Source organism: uncultured Caulobacter sp., from assembly GCF_937900395.1.
Taxonomy (GTDB): domain Bacteria; phylum Pseudomonadota; class Alphaproteobacteria; order Caulobacterales; family Caulobacteraceae; genus Caulobacter.
This window is the reverse complement of sequence record NZ_CALCDX010000085.1, coordinates 15,285-36,621: the sequence shown is the minus strand read 5'-3', so window position 1 is coordinate 36,621 and position 21,337 is coordinate 15,285. Positions and strand designations below refer to the sequence as shown.

Genomic DNA, 21,337 nt, shown 5'->3' with positions numbered 1-21,337 from the left:
GGGAATCCGCGTTCTACACTTGGCTGTACCGGATTGCGGTGAACACCGCGAAGAAGGCGTTGGCCGATCTCAAGCGGGATCCGATCATCACCGAGGCCGCCTTGGCCATCTCCGGTGACGACGATGAAACTTCCTCTTCGCAAACGGAACAAACAGACATGGCCACGCCCGACGCGGTGCTGGCCAGCAAGGAGATCGCCGCGACCGTGAACGCCGCGATCGATGCCTTGTCGGAAGATTTGCGTCAGGCCATCACGCTGCGAGAAATCGAAGGCTTGAGCTACGAGGAAATTGCGGAAGTGATGAATTGCCCGATCGGCACGGTGCGCTCGCCCGACGGCGAGTTCACCATCGGCAATGGCGGATCGGGCGCCCGCACGGAGGAGCTGAAGACTTCTCTGGTGAACATTCAGCGCGGCCGTGCCGCCGATCCCTACGGCTGGATCCACAAGGTCTTCTGATCGCGCGCCCCTTGCGCCGCGCCTGAAAAGCCCGGCACTGGCCTTCTTGCCAGTGCCATCCCATGATCGGGGGGACAGGGATTTCGCACCATGCGTCGTTCGGACAAGGGTCGCGGGCCGCCCCCGGCGTCCAGCCCGCTGCAAAGCTGGGCAACCCGGGATCGGCGCAAGCTATCGATGCTGCCGAAGCGCAAGCCGCTTCAGGCTGCCCAACTTCGAGGCGATAAAGCGGTCGAAGCCATCTGCGCCGTAATCCGGCGCATCCCTTTGGGCTGGGTGGCGACCTATGGCCAGGTCGCCACGATGGCGGGCATGCCGAGGCGCGCTCGCCTTGTCGGCCGCGTGCTTCAGCCGCTCGTCGTCGAGCCCGAGTTCAAGGATGGACGCGAGACCGGCTATTATCTCGTCAGCGCGGGGGAGGGGCGCCGCCAAGCCTTGCGCCTGCTGGCCAAGCGCAAGGCGCTGGCCAAGGGCGCGCCGGTCCGGTGCGTGGTCGATACGACCAACGACCCGGCCGAGGTCTCGATGGACGAGAACCTGAGCCGAGAGCCCATGCACCCGGCCGACCAGTACGAAGCCTTCAATGACCTCGCCGAGCGCAAGGGCTACAGCGCCGAGGAGATCGGCGCGCGCTTCGGGATCAATCCCGACATCGTGCGCAAGCGGCTGCGCCTGGGGGCGGTGGCCCCGGCGCTGCTCGATCTCTATCGCGAGGAAGTCCTGACCCTGGATCAGGTGACCGCCTTCGCCGTCAATCCCGATCCAGAGCGGCAGATGCAGGTCTACGCCCAACTGCCCGCCCAGAACCGCCAGCCCTACGCCATTCGCCGGGCGATGACCGAGACCAAGGTCGCGGCCGACGACCGGCGCCTGCGGTTCGTGGGCCTGGACGCCTATGTGGCGGCGGGCGGTCCGGTGCTTCGTGATCTCTTCACCGAGGGCAACGACGGCTGGGCCGAGGATGTGGTCCTGCTGGACCGGCTCGTGGCCGAAAAGCTGGCCGCCATCGCCCAGGAGGTCCGCGACCGCGAAGGCTGGAAGTGGGCGTCAGCCCATCTCGACTTCCCGCACGGTCACGGCTGCGGGCGCGTCTTCGAGCATGTGCTGACCCGCACGCCCGAGGACGTCGCGGCCATCGGCGCCCTCCAGGCCGAGGCTGCGGCTTTGACCGACCAGTGGGGGGACGTCGAGCCGCCGCCCCCCGAGGTCGCCGCGCGCTTTGAGGCCATCGACGCCGAACTGGAGGCCTTGGGCGAAGACTACGGCTACACGGGCGACGAAAAGGCCCGCGCCGGGGTGCTCGTCATCCTCACCCAATACGGCGAGGTTCGGATCGACCGGGGCTTCGTGCGTCCCGAAGACGAGCCCGCCTCCGAAGCCGAGCCGGAGGACGACCGCGACGCCGAGGAGCGCGGCTATGACGGCCTCGGGGAGGACGAGGAGGAGGAGCAATCCGACGCGGACGACGCGGCGGCCGAGGCCGAGGACGACGAGAGCGTCCACGAAGCGGCTGGTGACCCGGCCGCGCCGCTGCCCGAGCGGGTGGTCGCCGACCTTACCGCCCACCGCAGCGCCGCCCTGCGCGACGCCCTGGCCCGGGACCCGGACCTTGCCCAGGTGGCCCTGGTCCACGCCCTGGTGAGCCGGGTGTTCGGCATGGGCGGCGCGGCGACCTGCCTCGACATCCGCTGGGGCTCGCGCGACCTTGGCCAGTTCGGGGAAGGCGTCGAAGACAGCCCCGCCGGTCTGGCCATCGCCGAGCGCCATCGCCTCTGGGCGCGTGAGATGCCGACGCAGGCCGAGGACCTCTGGGCCTTCGTCGTCGGCCTGGACGGCGACAGCCGCGCCAGCCTGCTGGCCCACTGCGTGAGCCTGACGCTCGACGGCGTGAAGTCCTGGGAGCGCCGGCCGCTGATGGTCATGGCCCATGTCGAGACCCTGGCCACGGCCCTCGATCTCGACATGCGCGCCTACTGGAAGCCGACGGCGGCGCGCTACCTGGACCGCGTCACCAAGGCCCAGATCGTCGCGGCGGTGACTGACGCAGTGTCGGCCGAGGCGGCCGGGCGGCTGTCGGGCCTCAAGAAGCCCGAAATGGTCGCCGCCGCCGAGCCGCTGCTGGTCGAGGCGGGCTGGCTTCCGGCGGTGCTGCGCACCGTCGCGCCGAAGGTCGAGCCGGGCGCCGACCCGGACCCGGCCGGGCCGGGGGCGGCGGTTGGGCCGGAAGGCGAGGACCGGCCTGCCGATGCGGCGGGGCTCGAGGCGGAGCCTACCGCCGGAGTCCTGGCCGAAGCGCTCGGGGCGGCTGACGCCCTGACCGACGAGGCCGAGCCCTTGGCCTCGCTGGACGGCGTCGGTCAGGAGGCGCTGGCGCAGACCGAGGCCGAAGCGGCCGAAGTCGAGGCCCTGGCCGCCTTTGTGGCTTAGATTGGACGGGCGGCCTTCGGGCCGCCCGTCACCCTTTGGCGGCGCGGCCGATCCTTTGGGATCGGCCGCTTTCCCGTGTTCGCTGACGACCTGAGACGCTTCAGCTCTGGCATGGCGCGGGCGCTCATGAAATCCTTCCATCGAGGGAGGACCCATGACTCAGCCGCCGTGCCCGCTCGCCGAGGGCGACCGCGTGGATCATCGCAAATTCGGGCTGGGCACGGTGGTGGCTGTCGAAGGGCCGCCCTCGGTCGGCGCGCCGCGCGGTCCAGGCTCGCCGCCGCCGAACGCCTGGAAAGTCACCGTCGCCTGCGATGACGCCGCGCGGGGCGAGGTCAGGGTCCTCAGCACCTTCCTGACCAAGGTCGCCTCGCCGGATGCACGCCCGTTCGTTTTCTGGGATCGCCAGTGGCGGCCCTTGCGCGAACGTTGGCTCAAAGCCCGCGATGCGGTCGAGCAGGCCTTGGAGACGTTCCGCCCGCTGCCTGATCCGGACGCCTTGGCCCGGTTACGCGCCGCCGAGCAGGAGGCGCTGGAGGCGCTCGAACGGTTTCTGGCCGAAGAGCGCGCTGGCGCGCACGGTCCGGTCTGAGGGCCGTCAGCGCAGGCGACGCGGGGCCGCCCCCGGCGCCCATAAGCCGCGCGCGGCCGTGCGCGCCTCGTCCTGGGCGGCGGCGTAGGCGCCGTTGCTGTAGGCGCGCCATTCGGTCGTCAGGCCCGAGCGGATCATCGCGGCGTTGAGATCGGGGCTGGCGCTCGACCAGCAGCGCGCCACCTTGCGGCCATAGCGATCCTCGTCGACCACCCTGCATCCGACGCGTCCGCGCGTCAGCTTGGTCAGCAGGTCGCGGGCCTCATAGGCGAGGGGTTCGGCCGGGGTCTTGCCGCGCCGCACCTCTGGCGCATCCACGCCAAACAGGCGGATCCGGTCAGGCCCGCAGCGCAGGGTGTCGCCATCGTGGACGGTCGGCGCGGTGCAGGCGATCACGGCGCCGGCGACAAGGGCAAGGGCGGTCATGGCGGCCCTATAGACCGCTTCGCCCGTGCGTCCACGTTGATGGTCATGGCCCCAAACAATCGCCCGCCGCGCCCGCCCTGCCGGCTCGGCGGGCGGACTGGCCGCTATCAGTCTTCCTTGGGGCCAGCGCTGCGCGACCAGACCAGGATGCGGCGCCATTCATCATGACCAGGGCGCAAGCGGATCGCCACGCCGAAGGACGGACCGTCCAGCCGGGCCGACAGGTGTCTGTCCTGGCCCTTGCTGGTCTTCTTCCAGGCCGCGCCCCGGTCGCCGTCGCGGCCATAACCCGGAAATTCGGCGCCGGGTCACCGGCTTCTCGACGACGTATGGAACGGACACGTCTTGCGATCGACGGCCACAGCGTGGATGGCGCCCGTGAACGAGCCATCAGCCTGGCGACGAAGGCGCCTCCGATAGCCAGGAGGTCTCTCCGGGTGATCTGAGCCGGGCGCGTCGACCGCGTCCTCTTCTGGCCTGATCTGACCGGGGACCGGTCCGTCCCCGCAACCTTGGCCCTGATCTTTCTTCCCCTGGGCTGGCCGCTCGCGCGCCGGGCCCATTCCTCGCGAGGCAAGAAAAACCAGGCCTTCGGTCCTCCGCAAGGCTCCGGGAGCGCGCCCCCAATCCTCTGGACGGCGGCTGGGCGCGCTCTGCGGGGCGGACTTTAAGCCCCGGTCCAGCGATCGCCATCGAGGCCGCGATCGGCGCGGCCCGGTTCAGATCGGAGAGACCACCATGGCTACCATCGGCACCTTCGCCGCCAACGCTGACGGCTCGTTCACGGGCGCCATCTACACGCTGGCCATCAATCTCAAGAAGGTCCAGTTCCGCCCCGTCGCCGAGAAGTCCAGCGACAAGGCGCCGGATTTTCGGGTCACGGCCGGCAACGCCGACCTGGGTGCGGCCTGGAAGAAGACCAGCAAGGACAAGAACGACTACCTGTCGGTCCGGCTGGACGATCCATCCTTCGGCAACGCGATCAACTGCGCCCTGGTCATGATGGACGGCGTCCACACCCTGGTCTGGTCGCGCAGCACGGCCCCCAAGGAAGACTGACAGCAGCCAGCCCGCCCCGCCGATCCGGCGGGGCGGGCACGGCGCGCGCAGGCTTTGGGGGTTTGGTCGGCGGCCGCACGCGAGCGCGGACCCGCCGTTTCTACGCCAGGGCCTGTCTTTGTACGACCGGCCGGCTGGACGCCTTGAGACCCCGGCGCGGGCGGCTCAGAACGGTCTTGCGGGTTCGCGAGGACGCTTCCAACCGCCCGCCCAGGCGTCCCCATCGCACCCGCGCCGTCGCCGCGCTCTCGTCCCCCCGGAGCACGGCGAGGCGGCGGCTCGACCGACCAGCTCAACTCCCCCCAGCTGGTCCTTGAGCCGCCGCCGGACGGGCCTTCGCTTCGATCAACCGGGCGGGCGCGACCACAGCCTCGAAGGATGCTTCCATGACCACGATCGGACATTTCCGCCGTGACGGCGACGGTTTCAGCGGACGTATCGACACGCTGGCCCTCGACGTCACCGTCAGCTTGACGCCTGCCGAGAAGTTCTCGGCCAAGGCGCCGGACTACATCGCCATGTCGACGCGCCCGGGCGGCGTCGCGCTCGAATGCGGCGCGGCCTGGCGGGTCAGCGACGCCAGCGGCGCGGTGCTGGGTCTCAAGCTCGACGACCCCAGCTGGCCCGAGCCGATCAGCGGCCGGATCATGGCCGCCGAGGACGGTGTCCTGCCGCTGGTCTGGTTCCGGCGCGCCGATCCGCCACCGGCCGCCGCGCCGGCGCCAGCCTAGCCGACCGCCCCGTCGGGGCCTCCTTCGTCATCATTGTCGGCGGCGACATCATCCTCCTCGTCGCCGTCGTCGTTGTAGATGTCGGCCCAGGCCTTCTCGAGATAGGTCTCGGCGCTCGCGGCATGGCGGACCAGATAGTCGTCGATCTCCTCGGTCATCCGCCGCATGCCCGACAAGACGAGCCTGGGCGGTACGACGTTCAGGCTCGCCCCGACCTTGGTCATCAGCTCGAAAAAGGCGATCCAGAAGGTCATCGGCAGCTTGCTGTCGATCGTGTACAGCGCCACCTCCGGGCGCTTGAAGAACAGGGCCAGCTGCAGGGCCACCGGATCTGATCGCGTGGCCCGGGCGAACAGGCGCAGCTTGCGCAGGTCCAAGGCGCCGCTGCCGGCTTCGAAGTCCTGATAGGTCCGCAAGGGGATGCGCATGCTGTCAGCGACCTCCTGCTGGGACATCCGCCGCTCCTTGCGCACCAACTTCAGGATTTTCTTCAGGAGGCGGGCTTGTCGGGCCAGCGGTGTCGACGGCGGGCCAGACATGCCTCACTCCACACGACTAACAACTTTAGATGTCTATTAGCCCTCCACTAGCGGTGGAGTGCAATTGCCGATTGTTCCGCCGTCCCCTGACGATGCTGCGGCGCAGCGGCATTCGACGGATGGAAGGGGTGTCCAGTCGTGATCGGCGGAGCCTTGCGGCATTTTACGCAACGATCGCGGAGAGGATCGGCAACGATCCGGCAACGTCCCCCCGATACCTTGCGGATCGAGGCGAGCGAGTCGCCCGTTCGACCCGATTGTCCGTTTACCGGTCCAGTCACGCTCGACGGGCCATCAGCGCGGCGACAGGCTTGCAGCTTTTGCTGGGGGCCGCCGGTTGGGCCGAGATCGCGATCCGTTCGAACGCACCATCGACGCCCTTCGCCAGCGCCTGGTGGCGGCTGGACCGCTTCAGGGCGCGCCGCTCCTGATCAACCTCCTTGCCGCCGACCTTGGCGTCAGCCAGACGCCCGTGCGCGAGGCTTTGGCCTGGCTGGCCGGCGAAAGCCTGATCGGCCGCACACGCAGCGGCTATGTCGGCGCCACCCACGAGGCCGAGGATCTCGCCCAGAGCTACGAGCTGGCCCTACTGCTGGTGCTGGCTGCATTCCGGCGCCGGCCCACTGGAGTCGTCCCTGCCGGGGCGAACGACGCCGGCGCGGTGCTGGCCGGGGTCATCGGCCACGGCGGCAACCGGGCCTTCAGCCGCGCCTTCGCACGGGTCCAGACCGAGCTGGCGCCGCTGGCCCTGGACGAGGCGGCTGTCTGCGGGGATCCGGCAGAGGAGGGTGCGCGGCTGGTGTCGGCGCTCAGCGAAGGCGGGCCCCCGTTCATCCGGGCAGTGCGCCGCCACTTCCAGCGGCGGATCGAGCGCAGCGCCGACATCCTGGCCCACGGGCTGCTGCGGCGCTCCCGAATATAGCGTTGAATATACTCAACTAAAGGCGCCCGATGGTAACGCCGCAACCCGCGGTGACATCGCCAGAAGGAGGCGACCATGACCACCACCATCCGCCTGATCCGTCTCGGACACGCCAAGCAGCTGACCCAGGGCGGCGGGATTCCGCTGGTGCCGGAGGAGGCCAACCCGACCCAGCGCTACAGCGGCAGCTGATCGGGATCGGCGCGGGGCGCGCTCGTGTCCCGCGCCGCCTTTCGGTCCGGCCGGGCGAAGGCCATCGGCCGGAGGACTTCCACTGCAAACCCAGGAGCACGCCATGCACGTGCGATTTCATCTGATCCGCCTGGGCCGGGCTGTCACGCTGACCAAGGCCGGCGGCGGCATGCTCGTGCCCGAGGATTTCGGGCCGCTGCGCTGGATGTAGCGCCGGCCGCTGGCCGCCAGCTATGGCGGCCAGCGCTCGCGTTGCCGAAAAAGGGCCCAGCCGCCCCCAGAAAATGGAGACTCTCGATGATCCCGACCTACCGGCTCATACCCCTGGGTCAGGCCAGCCGCCTGATCCAGAGCAAGGGCGTCACCTTTCCCGAGGACGTCAGTCCGATCCACCGTTTCGACCTCTGAGCGCCGAGGGGGCCGAGCGGTCAAATATAGGTTTGAATATAGTTGAACGGCCCGGCCTCCTTGAGGCGCCGCAAATCCTCGCGGCGCCCCTCATGGAGACAGTCGATGACGCGCACCTTCGTTCTGACCCGCGTGGGCAGGGCCTCGGCTCTGACCCAGTCCGCCGGCGGCACGCTCTTTCTCGAAGACAACATGATCTTCCGATACGACCCGCTCTGACCCTCGGTCGGGCCGCCGCCGGGGCGTCCGGCGGCCCATTGTCGATCCTCCAATTCCCAGAGGTCCACGATGCAGCTTCGTCTTGGCGAGGACATTCACGGCGTGATGATCGACGGCGACGCCGTCTTTCTGGACGTCAAGGCCGACGCCTATTTCTGCCTGCCCCAGATCGGCGCGACCCTGGAGATCGACGGCGCGCTGCTGTCGACGTCCGAGCAGGCGCTGGCGGACGGGCTGTGCGCCTCGGGCCTGGCCACGACCGACACGATCGCGCCGCGCCGGGCGACGCCGGCGGCCGCGCCCGTGCGCACCGCCCGAGCCCTGATCAGCGGCGATGACCAGGCGGCGGCCCGGCCGGCCTGGCGTCACTGGCGCGCCGTCGGCAAGGCGGCGATCGTCGCCGCCCGCGGACGCCGTCGGGCTTTCGGCCGGCTCTTGCCCGACCGGACGCCGGGGGCGCCGCCGCCAAGTCCGGACCTGCTGCGGGACCTGGCGGTCTTTCGACGGCTGGCGCCATGGCTGCCGCTGGACGGGCTCTGCCTCTACCGAAGCCACCTGCTCAGGACCTACCTGGAGACGCTCGGACATTCGGTCGACTGGATGTTTGGGGTGCGGACCTGGCCGTTCCGGGCCCATTGCTGGCTGCAGGCCGGCGACGTCGCGCTCGACGACGAGGCCGAGCGGGTGGCGGCCTATCACCCGATCATGGTGCGCTAAGATGGCGTATCTGGTCCTCGTGCACGAGCCCGGCCAGCCGGGCCAGGCGTTCGACGCCATGGTCGCCGATCTGCAGGCGCGTGGATGGCGCGTCGCGCTCAAGGCTTTCGCCCTAGCAGTCCTGGTCCAGGGAACGGCGCCGCCGCTGCTGGCGCTGGGCGGAGGGCAGGGCGTCGGCGGCGTCCTGGTGGGACGAGCGCACTCCCGCGCCGTGCCCGGTGCTGGACCGCTGGCCGCGGCCGACCTGGCCGGCCTGGTCGAGCATGATCCCGCGGACGCCTGCGCCTGGCTGATCGAGCGGACCTGGGGCGGCTACGTGGCCGTGCTCGCCCGCGATCGCCGGACGCCGCCGACCGTCCTGCGCGATCCGACCGGATCGATCGAGGCTTTCGTCTGGGGCCGCGATGGGGTGACAGCGATCGGGTCGGTCCTCCCCGACGGCCTGGCCGCGCCGCCCGACCTGGCCGTGGACTGGGACCGGATCGGCGATGTGCTGGCCGACCCCGCCATCAGCGGCGGCGCGCTGCCGCTGCGCGGCGTGGTGTCCGTGGACCCTGGCGCCAGCCGGTCGGGCTTGGGCGGGCGGATCGAACGCCGGCTCTGGTCGCCCGCCCGGTTCGCGCAGCGGCGAGACCGGCACGCCTGGGGGAGCCGGGAGGAGCTGCGCGCCTGCGTCGACGGCGTCGTCGCGGGGCTCGCCGCAGACGCCGACAAGATCGTCTGTGAGATTTCCGGCGGGCTGGACTCGGCGATCGTCGCCACGAGCCTGGCGGCCGTCGGCCACGCGCCCGACCAGGCGATCAACTTCTTCCGCGACCAGGCCGAGGCCGACGAGCGCGCATACGCCTCGGCCGCCGCGCAGCGGGCCGGCGTTCCGCTGGAGATGGTGCGGCGAACGCCCTTCGCCCTGGACGCATCGACCTTTGCGCTCAGCGCCGCATCCGCGCGTCCCAACTTCAACGCCCTGGATCCGGGTTACGACCTGGCCTTGAGCCAGGCCCTGGAGACGGCGGGCGCCGACGTCCTGTTCACCGGCCATGGCGGCGACGTCGTCTTCCTGCAGGTGGGAGCCGCGAGCCTGGCCGCCGATCTCCTGGCGGGCGCGCCGTGTGAAGGCTCGCGCTTGCGGCGGCTGGCCGAGGTGGCCCGGCGCACCCGGCGATCGGTCTGGAGCCTGTCGCTGGAGGCGCTGCGCCGCAAGCCCGGCCGGTTCGCGCCGGAGGCTCACATATCGTCATCCGGGATCGTCCGACGTGGCGCGGCCCATGCCAAGCACCCGTGGATCGAAGACGGCGCGGGCGCGGCGGCGGGCAAGCAGGCCCAGATCGCTGGCCTGGTGATGAGCCTGACCCTGAACGGGGCGACGCGCCGCGCCGAACGCGCCCGGCTGGCGCACCCGTTGCTCAGCCAGCCGGTGATCGAGCTCTGCCTTGGCATACCCGCAACGGTGCTGAGCGCCGGCGAGACCGAGCGCAGTTACGCCCGCACCGCCTTCGCCGATCGTTTGCCCCCGTCGATCCTCGAAAGGCGCTCCAAGGGCGACATCAGCGTGTTCCTGGGTCGGAGCCTCGCGGCCAGCCTCGATTTCCTTCGGCCATTCCTGCTCGAAGGGCGACTGGCGGCCGAGGGGCTGATCGACGCCGAGCGCCTTGAGGCGGCGCTGAGCGTCGACGCGATGGTGTGGAAGGACGCCACGGTGGAGATCCTGGCCGCCGCGACCCTTGAGGCCTGGGTCGGCCACTGGGAGGGGAGGATCGCGGCGGCCCGCCGTCAGGGCGCAGAGGGGGCGCCGGTGACCGCCTCGGGACCGCCGAACGCCTCCTCCAGGAAGGCGAAGGCGCGTTGATAGGTGTCGCGGATGTTTCCAGGGCTGATCGGCGCATGCTGTTCGCCGCGATAGACGACCAGCTGGGCGTCCTTGCCCTCGCGGGCCAGGACCGAGATCATGCCCAGCGCCTGCATGACGCCAAAATCGTTGTCGCCGAAGAACATCAGCACCGGAGCCGTGATCTTTGCAGCCTGGTATCGCGGACTGTTGGCCCGGTAGAGCTCCGGCGCGTCCTCGGGCTTGGCGCCCAGCCGGCCCTGGCCGGACTCCGTGTAGGCCGCAAACCCGCCCAGCGTCGTATAGACCTCCGGGGCGGCCAGGACGCCGGGACGTAGCGTGTCGTGGATCCAGCCAGGATCGGTGATCGGGGCCGAGGCGATCAGCGCCTTGAAGCGCGGCGATTCAGCGCCCGCCAGCAGCGTGGCCGTCCCGCCAAAGCTTTGCCCCCACAAGGCCAGCTTGGTCGCCGAGAGACCCGCTTGCTGGCGGCGCGCGGCGTCGACGGCCAGCAAGATGGCCTCGGCCAGCCGCGGCGCGAGTGGTTCGTCCTGCGCCAGCGGCAAGCTGGGCGCCAGCACCGCGTAGCCCTTGGCGACGAGCAGCTGGACGCTGGTGTAGAGGTTCGCAGAACCGGGCGCGTAGCCGGCCGGCGCGACGTCGTAGCGCGTGCCGGGGTAGGGGATGATCACCAGGCCACGATCGTCCGTTGCCTTGTGGCCCGCCGGCAAATAGAGCCACGAGGTCAGAGCCTCGCCGTGAAGGCCCTTGTGCTGGACGCCGATCGCCTCGGCGAATTGGACCTCCGCCAGCGGCTGGTTGATCGTGGTCACCGCGACCGGCGCAGCCTCCCGGCGAAGCAGGGTGACGCGGGTGACGCCGTGCCGATCCTGGGACGCGGCCAGCACGGCGCCAGATCGGGCCGAAAAGGCCAGGACCCGAAGCGCCGGATCGGTGACAGCGGCGCGGTCTCCGGTCCCGTCGGGGCTCAGCCAACGCGTCCGGGCGCCGGCTTGGTCGAGCAGCACCGACGGGCGTTCGCCGGGCTGCAACTGGCCGGGGGTGAGCTGGGCGCTCGCCTCGGCGACACGAACCGGCGCGGCCCGTCCGTCGAGCCGAAACACCCCGTCGGCGGTGCGGACTAAGGCCCTCTTGCCATTGGAGGCCAAGGCCAGGCCGAGCGGCTTCCCCAGTTTGGCCGTGAGGTTGCGCGGCTTTGGACCAAGGCTCCACCAGTCGGCGCGAGCGTCGCCGGCCCGTCTCGCCAGGCCTGCCGGCTGACCGCCAATCCACGCTGCCTGACCCTGAGGCTGGACCATGACCTCGCGCCAGCCGACGTCGACGGTCAGGTCCGGGGCCAGGGGGAGGGCCCGGCCCTCCCGGGAGAACCGCCAATAGCCGTAGGGCTTGCCGTAACGGTCACCCTCACGCGCGGCCGCCACGAGGGCCTTGCCGTCCGGTGACCAGGCCCAGGTCCTGCGCATCAGGTCACACCGCGCGCAAGGCGCGGTGCGCCGGCCCGTTTCCAGATCGATCAGGCTAAGCCGCCGCCAGCGCGCCAGTTCGCCGCCCAATGCCTTGGGGACGCTGGCGTCGGGCTGGACGAGGCCGTCTTCCTCGATCATCGCCGCGTAGGCGCCGCCGGGAGAGAGCAGCATGTCGACATAGGTCCCCTTGGCCAGCGGCCTTGCCGCGCCGGTGGTGGCGTCGAAGGCGACCAGCGAGAGAGGCGGCGGGGCCGGCGTCAGGTCCCGGTAGCGACCGCTTCCGATCACGACGCCGGAATAGAGGCCACGGCTCTGGTCGGCCCAGGCCGCCGTCATTCGCGCCTGGGTCTGCCATCCGGCGCCCAGCAGCGGCGAGGCGATTTCCGGCGGCTTGTCGACCACGATGACCTCGCGGTCATTTCGCCACCGGGCGAAGGCGTTCCAGGCCTCGGCCTCCACGGTCAGGCCCGACCACCGGGTTTCCCCGGTGGCCAGGGTGACGACACCCATTTCGCGGCGATGATCCTTGAGGCGAAACACCAGCACCCGCGCGCCATCGGGCGAGAACGCGCCGAACGTGTCCCCGGCCCCGGGGTCGGCGGGCAGGAGATCGCGCGGGGGTCCGCCCGACGTCACGTCCATCACCAGCAACCGGCTGATCGTCTGGCTGTGAAGCCACTCGTGGTCGAAGTTGGGAGCGTGCTTGAAGGGCCCCTGTCGCTCGAGGATCAGCCATCGCCCGTCGGGTGAAAAGGCGGCGCGGCCAAGGTCTTCGAGCGACAGCAGGTCCTCGACGGTGTAAGGGCGCTCGGCGCGGGCGGGCGAAACGCCCAGCGCGCAGGCGAGCGCAAGCGCTGCGAAGGTTCGCATCACGGAACTCCGGGTGTTTAGGGAGAAATCGGGGCCTACCAGGCCTTGGTCAGCTGCAGCGCGACGACGCGGCCGGCCGGATCATAGTTGGCCGGGTCATAGCCGACCCCGACCGGGGAGTCGTAGAACGGCGGATCGCGATCGAAGAGGTTCTGGACGCTGAGCGCCACCGCCAAGCCCTTGAAGGGACCGCTGCGGGCCCGCGCCGTGTACTGGATCTGCAGATCGGCGGTCGTCTGGGCGGCGATGTGTCCACCACCGACCGTGGCGAGGTCGCCGGTGTGGTTGAGGCTTCCGGTGAGGCTGTAGGGGCCATGGGTCCAGGTGGCCGACACCCGAGCCCGCAGGTCGGCGGGGTTTTCAGCCGTCCCAGCCAGTTCGACGCTCTGGGCGGCGGCCGTGATCTTGCGCTTGTAGGTCAGCAGCCATGAGAGATTGGCCGAAATCACCACGGGATCGCCGGCCACGCGCAGGCCGTAGGTTCCCGACAGGTCCAGGCCCCGGACCTGGAAGTCGCCGGTGTTCACGTAGCGGGCATCGGCGATGGCGAGATAAGCCTCTGGCGCGTAGAGCCCGGCGATCGTGCTCGAAGCCTGCTTGAGCAGGTCTTTCACCAGCGCCAGGTCCGCCGGGTTCGTGGTGGGGCTGATGAACTGGCGGAACGGCGCCAGGTCCGGCGCGGTCAGCACCGTGGAGAGGTTGTTGATCGCCGGCTGGCCGATGCGGCCCTTGAAGGCGGTGTCCCACAGGGTGGCGTTCAGGCGGATGTCCGGATTGGCCGCGGGCGCGTACTCCAGGCCCGTTGTCCACGACTTGGCGGTCTCCGGCTGCAGATCGGGGTTCCCACCATAGCGCAGCAGGGTCAGGACCGTGCCAGACCCGACGCTGATGTTGACGGGCGTGACACGCTGGGCGTCGGTCAATTCGCCCAGGGACGGCGCGCGGAAGGATTCCCCGTAGGTGGCCTTGAGGCTCCAGTCCCGTACCGGCGACCAGACGAGGCCAAGCTTGGGCACGGTGCTCGTGGCGCCGCCTTCGTAGTGCTCCCGGCGAACGGCTAGCGACAGGTCCAGCCGCTCCAGGCCCGGTCGCCGATTGTCGGGCCCAAACAGCGGCGCACGCGCCTCGGCGAAGACGGCGCCGACCTTGCGGTCGCCGTAGCGGGAGAAGTTGGCGACCGGCGCGAGGCTCGAGGCGAACGACAGGCCGATGGTCTTGAGGTGCTCCTCGCGCACCTGGGCGCCGACCGCCAGCCGCACCTGTCCGGCCGGCAGGCGGAAGAGGGCGCCGTCGGCGGTCATGCTGGCCGTGTCCAGGCGACCGACCGTGCGCCGCGTCTCCCAGCCGGAAGTCACGAAGTCCAGGACCGTCTGGTTGTTGCGGCCCGTGCCGATGAACGGGTTGAAGTAGCCGTCGCGGGCGGCGCTGAAGGTCGTCGCCGGATTGTCGGGCGTGTTGCCCAGCGCCTCGTTCAGAAAGGTCGAGTTGAGCATCGTCGTGGAGCGGCTGATGCCGATCTCCTCGGCGTGCTGGACATAGGCGTCCAGGCGCCAGTCGCCTGGCAGACGCACCTTGGCGCCCAGCGAGAGCCCGCGGCTCTGGACGCTGCCGGCCGTCTTGAGGCCCGTCGTTTCGTTGAGGAACGAGTAGGCCAGATAGTGTGACGCCGAGCCGTTTGGCGAGACGAAGTAGGGGTTGTTACGGCCTACCGTCAGCGTCGTCTGGGGCGCAACCGAGTAGTCGGTGTAGCGCCGATCGCTGTAGCGCGCGTCCGCCGTCAAGGTGACGCGCGAGCCCACGTCCTGGGTGGCGGCGACGTAGAGGCTGCCGCGCTCCTGGGTGGGCAGGAGGCTCATGGGCTTGCGCCAGTTGGCCAGGTTGCGCTGACCGGGCAGGAAGTCGCTGGGCTTGAGGTTGGTGCCGTCCTGACCGGCCGGGATCGCATAGATCGGCACGAGCGAGAACGTGACCGGGTCGATCCCCAGGACCGTGGCCGGCTGGCTGTAATAGAGACGGTGGTCCGTGCCGCCGAGGCTCCGTAGATCAGCGTCGGCTGTGTAGGCGCGGCGGGAGGCCATCAGCATGTCGCGCCTCTGGTACTCGCCGCTGAGCAGGATCGAGCCGCTGCCCCAGCCGTGGCCGAAGGTCTGGGCGAATTGCTTTTGCCCAAGGTCGCCCCGCGTCGACCCGCCGATCCGCGCTCGGGTCTCGGCGCCGTCGTAGCGGTCGCGCATGACGATGTTGACCACGCCGCCGACCGCGTCCGACCCGTAGAGCGCCGAGGCCCCGTCGAGCAGCACCTCGATTTTCGCCACGGCGGCAAGCGGAATGGAGGAGATGTCGGCGAAGTCGCCCATCAGACCGGCGCCCGCCATCCGGCGCCCGTTGATCAGCACCAGAGTCGCGTCCGCGCCCAGGCCTCGCAGATTGACGGCGGTCGCCCGGTTGGCGTTGGTGGTGGTGGGGTCCGATCCGGTGGTGCTGGCGTCGTCGCTGGTTGTGCCGCCAAACGCCTGCGGAAGGTTGCTCAGGGCGTCGGCGACGGTGGCGTAGCCGGCGCGGTCGATCTCCGCGCGGTCGACGACCAGCACCGGCGAGGCGCCATCCTTGACCCCGCGAATATGGGAGCCGACCACGATCTCGGAGAGCTCGGTGACGGCTTCGGACGGCGCGGCGTCGCGCGCGCTTGTCGAAGGCATGGATGGCGCTGTGGCGGTGCGTGTCCGATCGCTGATCGGCCCGGCCGGGCGCGGCGCGGTGGACACCGGTTGGCGAGCGGCCTGCAGGATCAGCACCCCGCGGCTGGCCTGCCGCGCCTCGATCCCAGTGCCGGCCAGAAGCTGCTCCAGGGCCTGCCGGGCGCTATAGCGGCCGTCCAGCGCCGGCGCGCGGCGGCCGGCCACCAGGTCGCCTGAGAACAGGATCCGGACGTGGGTCTGGCTGGCCAGGCTGAGGATCGCCGCATCGAGCGGGCCCGCGCTGATTTTCACCGGCGCGCGGGTCTCTGCCGGGTCGGCCGCCCAGGCCGGCCCCGCCGCCAGCATCGCCATCGCCGCGCCGCCGATCAGCAGTTCCTGGAACCTATTCATTCTCATCCCCCAGGCTGACGGGCGCCGTCTTGGCGAGGCGCTTTTGCCGTCAGCGGTGGAGGGGGGACGCGCAACAGGGGGGGCTCGGGTAGTTGGCTCGTGAAAAAATTATGACGTCACGTCGGCGCGGCCTTGGCGCTCAGCGCGATGTCGCCGTTCTCCAGGGGCGTCGCCTTCAGGCCGAACAGCAGGGTGGCGGCCGACACGAACTCGGCCACGTCGCCGGCCTGAAAGGCGCCATTGACGACCTGGCCTCGCGGCGCGGAGTCCTCCAGGACGATCTTGGTCTTGCTGTAGCGGTTCAGCTCCTCGACCGTCTCGGCCAGGGTCGCGCCATGGAAGGTGAGGGTGCCGGTGCGCCAGCTGGTGGCCGCCGCGACGTCGACCGGGATTGGGCTTGGCGCGGCCGACGCGCCGCCGAGCACGAGCCCCTGGCCCGGGGCGAGCGTCCAGCTGTCCTTCCCCGCCTGCCGTCCGGTGACGGCGACCCGGCCCTGGGCGAGCACGACCCGGACTTCTTCCCCCGTGCGCCGGACATCGAACTGAGTGCCAACCGCGCGCACGTCGGCGAGGCCAGCGGCGACCACGAACGGACGCGCGGTGTCATGCGCGACTTCGAAGTAGGCCTGACCGCGCACCAGCTCCACGCGGCGCAACCCGCCTGAGAACCGCACCCGTAGCTTGCTGTCGGTGTTGAGCCGGACCTGGGTCCCATCGTCCAGTCGAAGGCTGGAGATCTCGCCGATGCGGGTGCTGTAGGTGTCGGTGGTGAAGGGCCTGAGCACGACGACGGCCGCGCCGATCGTGCCGGCCAGGGCCAGGCCCGCGCCCCAGACGCGCCAATCGGCGGCCAAGGCGCGGCGCTGACGTTCAGGCGAGCGTGCCAGCGCGTCTTTCGCCGCCGCGCGCAGGGTCGGGTCGTCGCGAAGGTCCCGCACGGCCCGGCTGATGTCTTCGATCTCGTTGTATGCGGCCAGATTGGCCGGATCGCGGCTCCAGCGCTGGAAGCGCGTCAGTTCCTCGGTCTCGATCGGCGTGCGGCTCAGGCGCGCGAACCAGTCGGCGGCCTCGAGGTCGCGCTGCTCGGTTTCTGGCGTGTTGGCGATCATGACGAGGTGTTCGTCTCTCGCAATGCCCGCCGTGTCAGTGCCAGCGCTTCGCGCATGCGATGATGAACCGTCGTCACCGGAATGTTCCTGAGCTTCGCGACATCGGCATAGGACAGGCCCTCGATGTGGGTCAGGACAAAAACATCGCGCAACTTAGACGGCAGGGCCAGCACGATTCGAGAAAGGTTGGTCTGGACCTCCTGCTGCGCGTGCTCGGCAGCCCCATCGATCACCCGAGCGGACTCGTCCGGGCCGATCTCGCGGCGGCGACTGCGGTACCAGTCGCGCGCAAGGTTGTCGGCGATTTCCATCAGAAACGCCTTGGGGTGGCGGATCTTGCCGGCGACCTCGTACGGCGCGGCGCGCAGGTAGGTGTCTTGCGCCAGATCGTCAGCGAGCGCCGCGCCATAGCGGACGCGAAGCTTGTTGCGCAGCCATCGGTCGTGACGCCGGCAGAGTCGTTCGAGCGCCGCGTTGACTTCCGCCAAACTCGGCGTTGGGGGTAGCGAGCCGTCCACGGGGATTTCCAACCAGAGATTGCCCCACAGAATCCCGCAGTTGATACGACGTGTGAAGGGGTAAAATGCCGAAATACGATGTACTGCGTCCTCAGTACAGGCGGTGGTCCGACTGACATTCCAGACTTGTAAGTCTGGGGTTTCTCGATTCATGTCGACACTGCGCCGTCAGATTGGAGCGATGGTTCGTCACCACCGCGAGCTGGCGGGTCTCACGCAAGCTGAGCTTGGCGACAGGGTCGGGAAGGCGCTTGAGTCCATCGGACGTATTGAGCGCGGTGAGATTACGCCGAGCTTGAAGACGCTGGAGGAGTTGGCGGCGGCACTGAAGGTGGACGTCCGCGACTTCTTCGGCGCGGGCGAGTTTGCCGTCAGGGGAAGAAAGGGTGATCCGCTCGTTCGGATCTTGGACAAGCTGTCCGTTCTGGACGCTGACGACCTCGACTGGATGGACAGAATGATCGCGCTTGCTCTGAGCAGAAAGTCGCGCCGCTAGTCCTGCGTAAATTGACACGGGGATCGCGCATTCATCGCGCGGCGACTTCCGCGTTGTCGGCGATCCAATGTGCAAAAAGCCACGACATTGGGACTCGCAGCAGCTCTTCCATGTCGGGAGCAATGGCCAAGCTGTGCGCTTTGGTGGCGCTTCTGGCGCCATGGCGTCATGGCCGCGCTCGCGTCTTCGACGGGATCGAGACAGCCGCCCGGCGGAAGCGCTGACGGCGGCTGGCGCGCCTACACCAACCTCGTGGTGCCGCAGTTCGCGTGGGAATTCCTTCGGCGTAATCCGGCTTACCGTCGGGAGTTTGCCGTTGGCGCCGCGCGCGGATCTGTTGCGATCGATAAGCGCTGGGGGCTGAGGTTTCCTGCGGATCCAGACGTCGGTTCTGGTGAGGCCGACGTGTTCTGGCGGCCCGAGATCGCACCTGGGATCGTTGTTCCGCTGACGCCCAATCCTATGCCGAGCGGATCGATCGTCCTGAAATTGCCACCAGGCCGGTCCCGCGCCGCTGAGGAAGGACTGCACATTCGCCTGACGGCGGGCCTTCAAGTACTGCTGCGCGGTCTCGAGGATGCGTCCGGGCCGATGGCGGTACTGCTGGCCTACGACGCTGACTACGGCCTGCGGGTGCGCGCCGCCGAGGCGCTGGATCGCGCCACGAAGGGGCGTCCGCCGATCTCGTCCCGGCTCACCGTCGCGCAGCGCATGCGCCTGGCGAGGTGCGTCGTCGCGCTTGATGGACGCCTTCGCGGCGACAGTTACCGCACGATCGCCGCGGCGTTGTTCGGCGAAGCCCTCGTCGCCCAGGAGGCGTGGCGGACCGCTTCGTTGCGCGCCACGACCATTAGGCTGGCCCATGCCGGCCGAACGCTGATGGAGGGGGGCTATCTCAAGCTCCTCCGTGGCGGGCTCTAAGGGGTGACGAAAACAGGGGGGGCGGTCTTCGTCATCCCTGTATCGCCGTTTGCTCGCCAGCCTATCCGAACGACGCCGGCCTTATCCGGGCGTCGCCGAGGGTACGCCATGACCAGCAACGGCGCCGCGGGACCGCCGCGACATCTGCGAACTCCGGAAGCGGCGCGCTTCCTGGGTCTTTCCGACCGCACCTTGGAGAAGCATCGGTCGTACGGAACCGGTCCAGTCTATCGCAAGATTGGCGGACGGGTGGTCTACGCCCTGGCCGATCTGCAGGCTTGGTCCGAGCGCGCGGCGCGCACATCGACCAGCGACCCCAATGCCCAGGTCGTGCCGCCGGCGAAGCGGCATTCCGCCACAGCGCCCGCATTCACAACGCCCGGCCCGCGCGATGATGGAGCCGGGCGATGAACACCCAGGTCGAATTGCTCTGGCTGGACGGCCAGATCGAACGGTGGATACGGTTCGGACGCATTGCTGCTGAACGGATCATCGATCGACGCCGACGCATCGTCGAGTTCGCGCCAGGCGCCGTTTTCGCCTTCGTGCGCTGGCGCAGCGGCGAGTACGGAACGATCGAGTCCCGCATCGCGGTTCTGCGCGCGGTCAAGCCAGGGGAGGCCTTCACTACCTACCCCTTCGTCGCGCCGGGCGCGGAGATCCTGCTGAACCTCAGTGGTTGGGCGAAAGTCCAATCGGTGCTCGAAGCGATCGACGGCGTGGAGCGGGTGGGCGTGGCCGCCGTCACGGCAGCGCCGGACTATTGGCGGCATGTCGGCGCGCGGATCGCGGTCGGACTAGCGCCCCGTGCCTACGAGCGGCAGCGCCATCGTGCATGGCTGCTGCGCCGGAGGTTGGTGCGATGAGCCGCCGAGCCAGGCTCCTAGCGGCGGCGGTTGTTGGCTGCGTGTTGACGATCGCGCCTGCGGTCATGCCAGTGACTCGGCGTCTGATCTTCAACACTACCGCCAGTGTTCCGGTCGGGCTTTATTGGCTGGAGGAGCGCTGGCCCGGCGCGGGTGGCTTGGCGCTCGTGCGGCCACCGCCTCGCCTCGGGCGGTGGATGGCAGAGCGCCATTACCTGCCGCTCAACGTGCCCCTGATCAAGCGCATCGCCGCCACCGAGGGGCAGGTGGTCTGCGTACAGCACGACCTGGTGCGCATCGATGGAGCGGTGGTCGCGCAGGTGCTGAACCACGACAGGCTCGGCCGCCGGCTCGTCCCTGCGCCGCTGTGCCGGCGCTTGGCGGCTGATGAGGTCTTCCTCCTTAACCCCGAGCGTCGAAGCCTCGATGGGCGCTACTTTGGAACACTGTCCCGCCGTTGCGTCGTTGGCCGGCTGACACCGCTTTGGACCTGGGCGCGCTGACATGGCTCACCCCGCTCATCTTTCCTGGTTCGGCCGGCCTTCTGAGTCTTTCCTCGTCCCGGCCGAGGACATGTCGGCGGTCGCGCGCAGGCGCGGTCAAGGGCGGCCAGCGGGCCGGCGCGCCTTGCGCGCTTCCCTTGACGGCGCCGAGCACGGCCGCACTCTGGTTCATACCGGGACCTGTGTGTGGCTTGGGCGCTTTTCCGGCCAGCAAGTCCATGTCGCGGTCGTGGCTCTTGCGCTGTCGGTGGTCGGCCCTTCGCTCGGATGTGGCGCGGCTTGGGCTGCAGAGCCCTTGCCGGTGGCACGGTTTGTTGAAGAGGCGTCCGCGCGATTTCAGCTGCCTCCGATCTGGCTCGATGCAGTCATCTCGGCAGAAAGCGGTGGGGACAACCGAGCGATCTCGCCCAAGGGCGCGATGGGTCTCATGCAGCTGATGCCTGGGACCTGGCGCGATCTTAGCGCACAGCAAGGGCTCGGCGACGATCCGTTCGACCCGCGCGCGAACGTACTGGCCGGGGCGGCCTATCTGCGTCAGCTGTTGGACCAGTTCGGCCAGGAGGGCTTCCTGGCGGCCTATAACGCTGGACCCGCGCGCTACGCAGATGCGCGCGCCGGACGGCGGCGTTTGCCGCCCGAAACGATCGCCTACGTCGCCCAGGTGCAGCGCTCGATCGCGGCTGACGAGACACGAGCAGGGCCCAGCATGGCGCCGGCCAGTATCGACTGGCGGCGGTCGCCGCTGTTTGCCGCTCCGCCTTCCGACAGGGGCAATGCGCCCAACCTCGGTCTGTTCGCACTCCCGGCGGAAAAGGTGTCGCCGTGATGCGCCAGCCGCTTTGGAACGCTTCGGACGGAGCTGATGGGCGCTGGGGGAGGGGCGTTTTCAAGCTCGGCAGAGACGGCGAGATAAAAGGGCCGGGACCATTCTGGTCCAAGGCCTTGGTGGTGTTGAAGAAT

Annotated in this window: 20 protein-coding genes and 1 pseudogene; 14 read left to right on the top strand and 7 right to left on the bottom strand. The window is 69.5% G+C overall.

Annotation, left to right across the window (positions count from 1 at the left end; all coding sequences use genetic code 11):
• From Q0379_RS07390 to Q0379_RS07380, 3 genes are all read left to right on the top strand, one after another.
• A partial coding sequence (locus Q0379_RS07390; protein WP_299006428.1) for a sigma-70 family RNA polymerase sigma factor occupies positions 1–461 on the top strand: 461 nt, incomplete at its 5' end.
• A gap of 90 nt (positions 462–551) precedes the next feature.
• Positions 552–2,888 carry an MGMT family protein gene (locus Q0379_RS07385; RefSeq protein ID WP_299006426.1) on the top strand — a complete coding sequence of 779 codons (2,337 nt, stop codon included), beginning with the start codon at positions 552–554 and terminating at the stop codon, positions 2,886–2,888.
• Positions 2,889–3,042: 154 nt separating this feature from the next.
• Positions 3,043–3,480: a hypothetical protein gene (locus tag Q0379_RS07380; RefSeq protein ID WP_299006423.1), complete on the top strand. Its 438-nt coding sequence runs from the start codon at positions 3,043–3,045 to the stop codon at positions 3,478–3,480.
• Between the two features lie 6 nt (positions 3,481–3,486).
• Here the strand turns inward: Q0379_RS07380 and Q0379_RS07375 are convergent, their stop codons facing one another.
• Complete coding sequence (locus tag Q0379_RS07375) at positions 3,487–3,906, bottom strand: thermonuclease family protein (protein ID WP_299006420.1); 420 nt, start codon at positions 3,904–3,906, stop codon at positions 3,487–3,489.
• 107 nt (positions 3,907–4,013) lie between these two features.
• Positions 4,014–4,163, bottom strand: a pseudogene (locus tag Q0379_RS24160) (DUF736 domain-containing protein); the annotation flags it as partial.
• 481 nt (positions 4,164–4,644) lie between these two features.
• Here Q0379_RS24160 and Q0379_RS07370 point away from each other — a divergent pair.
• Entirely contained in the window at positions 4,645–4,965 is a 321-nt protein-coding gene (locus Q0379_RS07370) for a DUF736 domain-containing protein (RefSeq protein WP_299006418.1), read from the top strand.
• 386 nt (positions 4,966–5,351) lie between these two features.
• Positions 5,352–5,696 (top strand): DUF736 domain-containing protein, encoded by a 345-nt coding sequence (locus tag Q0379_RS07365; protein ID WP_299006416.1) that lies wholly within the window; start codon positions 5,352–5,354, stop codon positions 5,694–5,696.
• Here the strand turns inward: Q0379_RS07365 and Q0379_RS07360 are convergent.
• Complete coding sequence (locus Q0379_RS07360) at positions 5,693–6,235, bottom strand: helix-turn-helix transcriptional regulator (RefSeq protein ID WP_299006413.1); 543 nt, start codon at positions 6,233–6,235, stop codon at positions 5,693–5,695. The two genes, Q0379_RS07365 and Q0379_RS07360, sit on opposite strands and share 4 nt — an antisense overlap.
• Positions 6,236–6,572: 337 nt before the next feature.
• Between Q0379_RS07360 and Q0379_RS07355 the strand changes: the two genes are divergently transcribed.
• From Q0379_RS07355 to Q0379_RS07345, 3 genes are all read left to right on the top strand, one after another.
• Positions 6,573–7,157: a GntR family transcriptional regulator gene (locus Q0379_RS07355; protein WP_299006410.1), complete on the top strand. Its 585-nt coding sequence runs from the start codon at positions 6,573–6,575 to the stop codon at positions 7,155–7,157.
• Positions 7,158–8,045: 888 nt separating this feature from the next.
• Complete coding sequence (locus Q0379_RS07350) at positions 8,046–8,693, top strand: lasso peptide biosynthesis B2 protein (protein ID WP_299006407.1); 648 nt, start codon at positions 8,046–8,048, stop codon at positions 8,691–8,693.
• Between the two features lies 1 nt (position 8,694).
• Complete coding sequence (locus Q0379_RS07345) at positions 8,695–10,539, top strand: asparagine synthase C-terminal domain-containing protein (RefSeq protein WP_299006405.1); 1,845 nt, start codon at positions 8,695–8,697, stop codon at positions 10,537–10,539.
• On the opposite strand, the gene Q0379_RS07340 is transcribed toward Q0379_RS07345, so the two are convergent.
• The 4 genes from Q0379_RS07340 to Q0379_RS07325 all read right to left on the bottom strand — a co-directional run bounded on the left by Q0379_RS07340 (position 10,464) and on the right by Q0379_RS07325 (position 17,591).
• Positions 10,464–12,875: a prolyl oligopeptidase family serine peptidase gene (locus Q0379_RS07340; RefSeq protein WP_299006402.1), complete on the bottom strand. Its 2,412-nt coding sequence runs from the start codon at positions 12,873–12,875 to the stop codon at positions 10,464–10,466. The two genes, Q0379_RS07345 and Q0379_RS07340, sit on opposite strands and share 76 nt — an antisense overlap.
• A gap of 35 nt (positions 12,876–12,910) precedes the next feature.
• Positions 12,911–15,964 (bottom strand): TonB-dependent receptor, encoded by a 3,054-nt coding sequence (locus Q0379_RS07335; RefSeq protein WP_299006399.1) that lies wholly within the window; start codon positions 15,962–15,964, stop codon positions 12,911–12,913.
• Between the two features lie 116 nt (positions 15,965–16,080).
• The gene (locus tag Q0379_RS07330; protein WP_299006394.1) at positions 16,081–17,073 is read right to left on the bottom strand and encodes a FecR family protein; all 993 of its coding nucleotides are present in this window, start codon (positions 17,071–17,073) and stop codon (positions 16,081–16,083) included.
• Positions 17,070–17,591, bottom strand: a complete 522-nt coding sequence (locus Q0379_RS07325) for an RNA polymerase sigma factor (protein WP_299006390.1) — start codon at positions 17,589–17,591, stop codon at positions 17,070–17,072. The genes Q0379_RS07330 and Q0379_RS07325 overlap by 4 nt, the downstream gene beginning before the upstream one ends.
• Positions 17,592–17,772: 181 nt before the next feature.
• Here Q0379_RS07325 and Q0379_RS07320 point away from each other — a divergent pair, with 181 nt between their 5' ends.
• From Q0379_RS07320 to Q0379_RS07295, 6 genes are all read left to right on the top strand, one after another.
• Positions 17,773–18,087, top strand: a complete 315-nt coding sequence (locus tag Q0379_RS07320) for a helix-turn-helix transcriptional regulator (protein ID WP_299006387.1) — start codon at positions 17,773–17,775, stop codon at positions 18,085–18,087.
• 168 nt (positions 18,088–18,255) lie between these two features.
• Positions 18,256–19,008: a DUF2285 domain-containing protein gene (locus tag Q0379_RS07315; RefSeq protein WP_299006385.1), complete on the top strand. Its 753-nt coding sequence runs from the start codon at positions 18,256–18,258 to the stop codon at positions 19,006–19,008.
• A 108-nt stretch (positions 19,009–19,116) separates the two neighbouring features.
• Positions 19,117–19,419 (top strand): helix-turn-helix domain-containing protein, encoded by a 303-nt coding sequence (locus Q0379_RS07310; protein ID WP_299006382.1) that lies wholly within the window; start codon positions 19,117–19,119, stop codon positions 19,417–19,419.
• Positions 19,416–19,874 carry a DUF2840 domain-containing protein gene (locus tag Q0379_RS07305; RefSeq protein ID WP_299006380.1) on the top strand — a complete coding sequence of 153 codons (459 nt, stop codon included), beginning with the start codon at positions 19,416–19,418 and terminating at the stop codon, positions 19,872–19,874. Before Q0379_RS07310 ends, Q0379_RS07305 begins: the two co-directional genes overlap by 4 nt.
• On the top strand, positions 19,871–20,377 hold the full coding sequence (locus Q0379_RS07300) for a S26 family signal peptidase (protein WP_299006377.1): 507 nt from the start codon (positions 19,871–19,873) through the stop codon (positions 20,375–20,377). The genes Q0379_RS07305 and Q0379_RS07300 overlap by 4 nt, the downstream gene beginning before the upstream one ends.
• 1 nt (position 20,378) lies before the next feature.
• Positions 20,379–21,203, top strand: coding sequence for a lytic transglycosylase domain-containing protein (locus Q0379_RS07295; protein ID WP_299006375.1), 825 nt, complete (start codon positions 20,379–20,381; stop codon positions 21,201–21,203).
• Positions 21,204–21,337 lie beyond the last annotated feature (134 nt).

Bases quoted from the DNA above. Each gene is read 5' to 3' on its own strand.
- Q0379_RS07350 (WP_299006407.1), top strand. From the start codon at position 8,046: ATGCAGCTTCGTCTTGGCGAGGACATTCACGGCGTGATGATCGACGGC.
- Q0379_RS07320 (WP_299006387.1), top strand. From the start codon at position 17,773: ATGGTTCGTCACCACCGCGAGCTGGCGGGTCTCACGCAAGCTGAGCTT.
- Q0379_RS07305 (WP_299006380.1), top strand. From the start codon at position 19,416: ATGAACACCCAGGTCGAATTGCTCTGGCTGGACGGCCAGATCGAACGG.
- Q0379_RS07380 (WP_299006423.1), top strand. From the start codon at position 3,043: ATGACTCAGCCGCCGTGCCCGCTCGCCGAGGGCGACCGCGTGGATCAT.
- Q0379_RS07345 (WP_299006405.1), top strand. From the start codon at position 8,695: ATGGCGTATCTGGTCCTCGTGCACGAGCCCGGCCAGCCGGGCCAGGCG.
- Q0379_RS07300 (WP_299006377.1), top strand. From the start codon at position 19,871: ATGAGCCGCCGAGCCAGGCTCCTAGCGGCGGCGGTTGTTGGCTGCGTG.
- Q0379_RS07385 (WP_299006426.1), top strand. From the start codon at position 552: ATGCGTCGTTCGGACAAGGGTCGCGGGCCGCCCCCGGCGTCCAGCCCG.
- Q0379_RS07365 (WP_299006416.1), top strand. From the start codon at position 5,352: ATGACCACGATCGGACATTTCCGCCGTGACGGCGACGGTTTCAGCGGA.
- Q0379_RS07340 (WP_299006402.1), bottom strand. From the start codon at position 12,875: ATGCGAACCTTCGCAGCGCTTGCGCTCGCCTGCGCGCTGGGCGTTTCG.
- Q0379_RS07335 (WP_299006399.1), bottom strand. From the start codon at position 15,964: ATGAATAGGTTCCAGGAACTGCTGATCGGCGGCGCGGCGATGGCGATG.
- Q0379_RS07310 (WP_299006382.1), top strand. From the start codon at position 19,117: ATGACCAGCAACGGCGCCGCGGGACCGCCGCGACATCTGCGAACTCCG.
- Q0379_RS07375 (WP_299006420.1), bottom strand. From the start codon at position 3,906: ATGACCGCCCTTGCCCTTGTCGCCGGCGCCGTGATCGCCTGCACCGCG.
- Q0379_RS07330 (WP_299006394.1), bottom strand. From the start codon at position 17,073: ATGATCGCCAACACGCCAGAAACCGAGCAGCGCGACCTCGAGGCCGCC.
- Q0379_RS07295 (WP_299006375.1), top strand. From the start codon at position 20,379: ATGGCTCACCCCGCTCATCTTTCCTGGTTCGGCCGGCCTTCTGAGTCT.
- Q0379_RS07315 (WP_299006385.1), top strand. From the start codon at position 18,256: ATGGCCGCGCTCGCGTCTTCGACGGGATCGAGACAGCCGCCCGGCGGA.
- Q0379_RS07370 (WP_299006418.1), top strand. From the start codon at position 4,645: ATGGCTACCATCGGCACCTTCGCCGCCAACGCTGACGGCTCGTTCACG.
- Q0379_RS07360 (WP_299006413.1), bottom strand. From the start codon at position 6,235: ATGTCTGGCCCGCCGTCGACACCGCTGGCCCGACAAGCCCGCCTCCTG.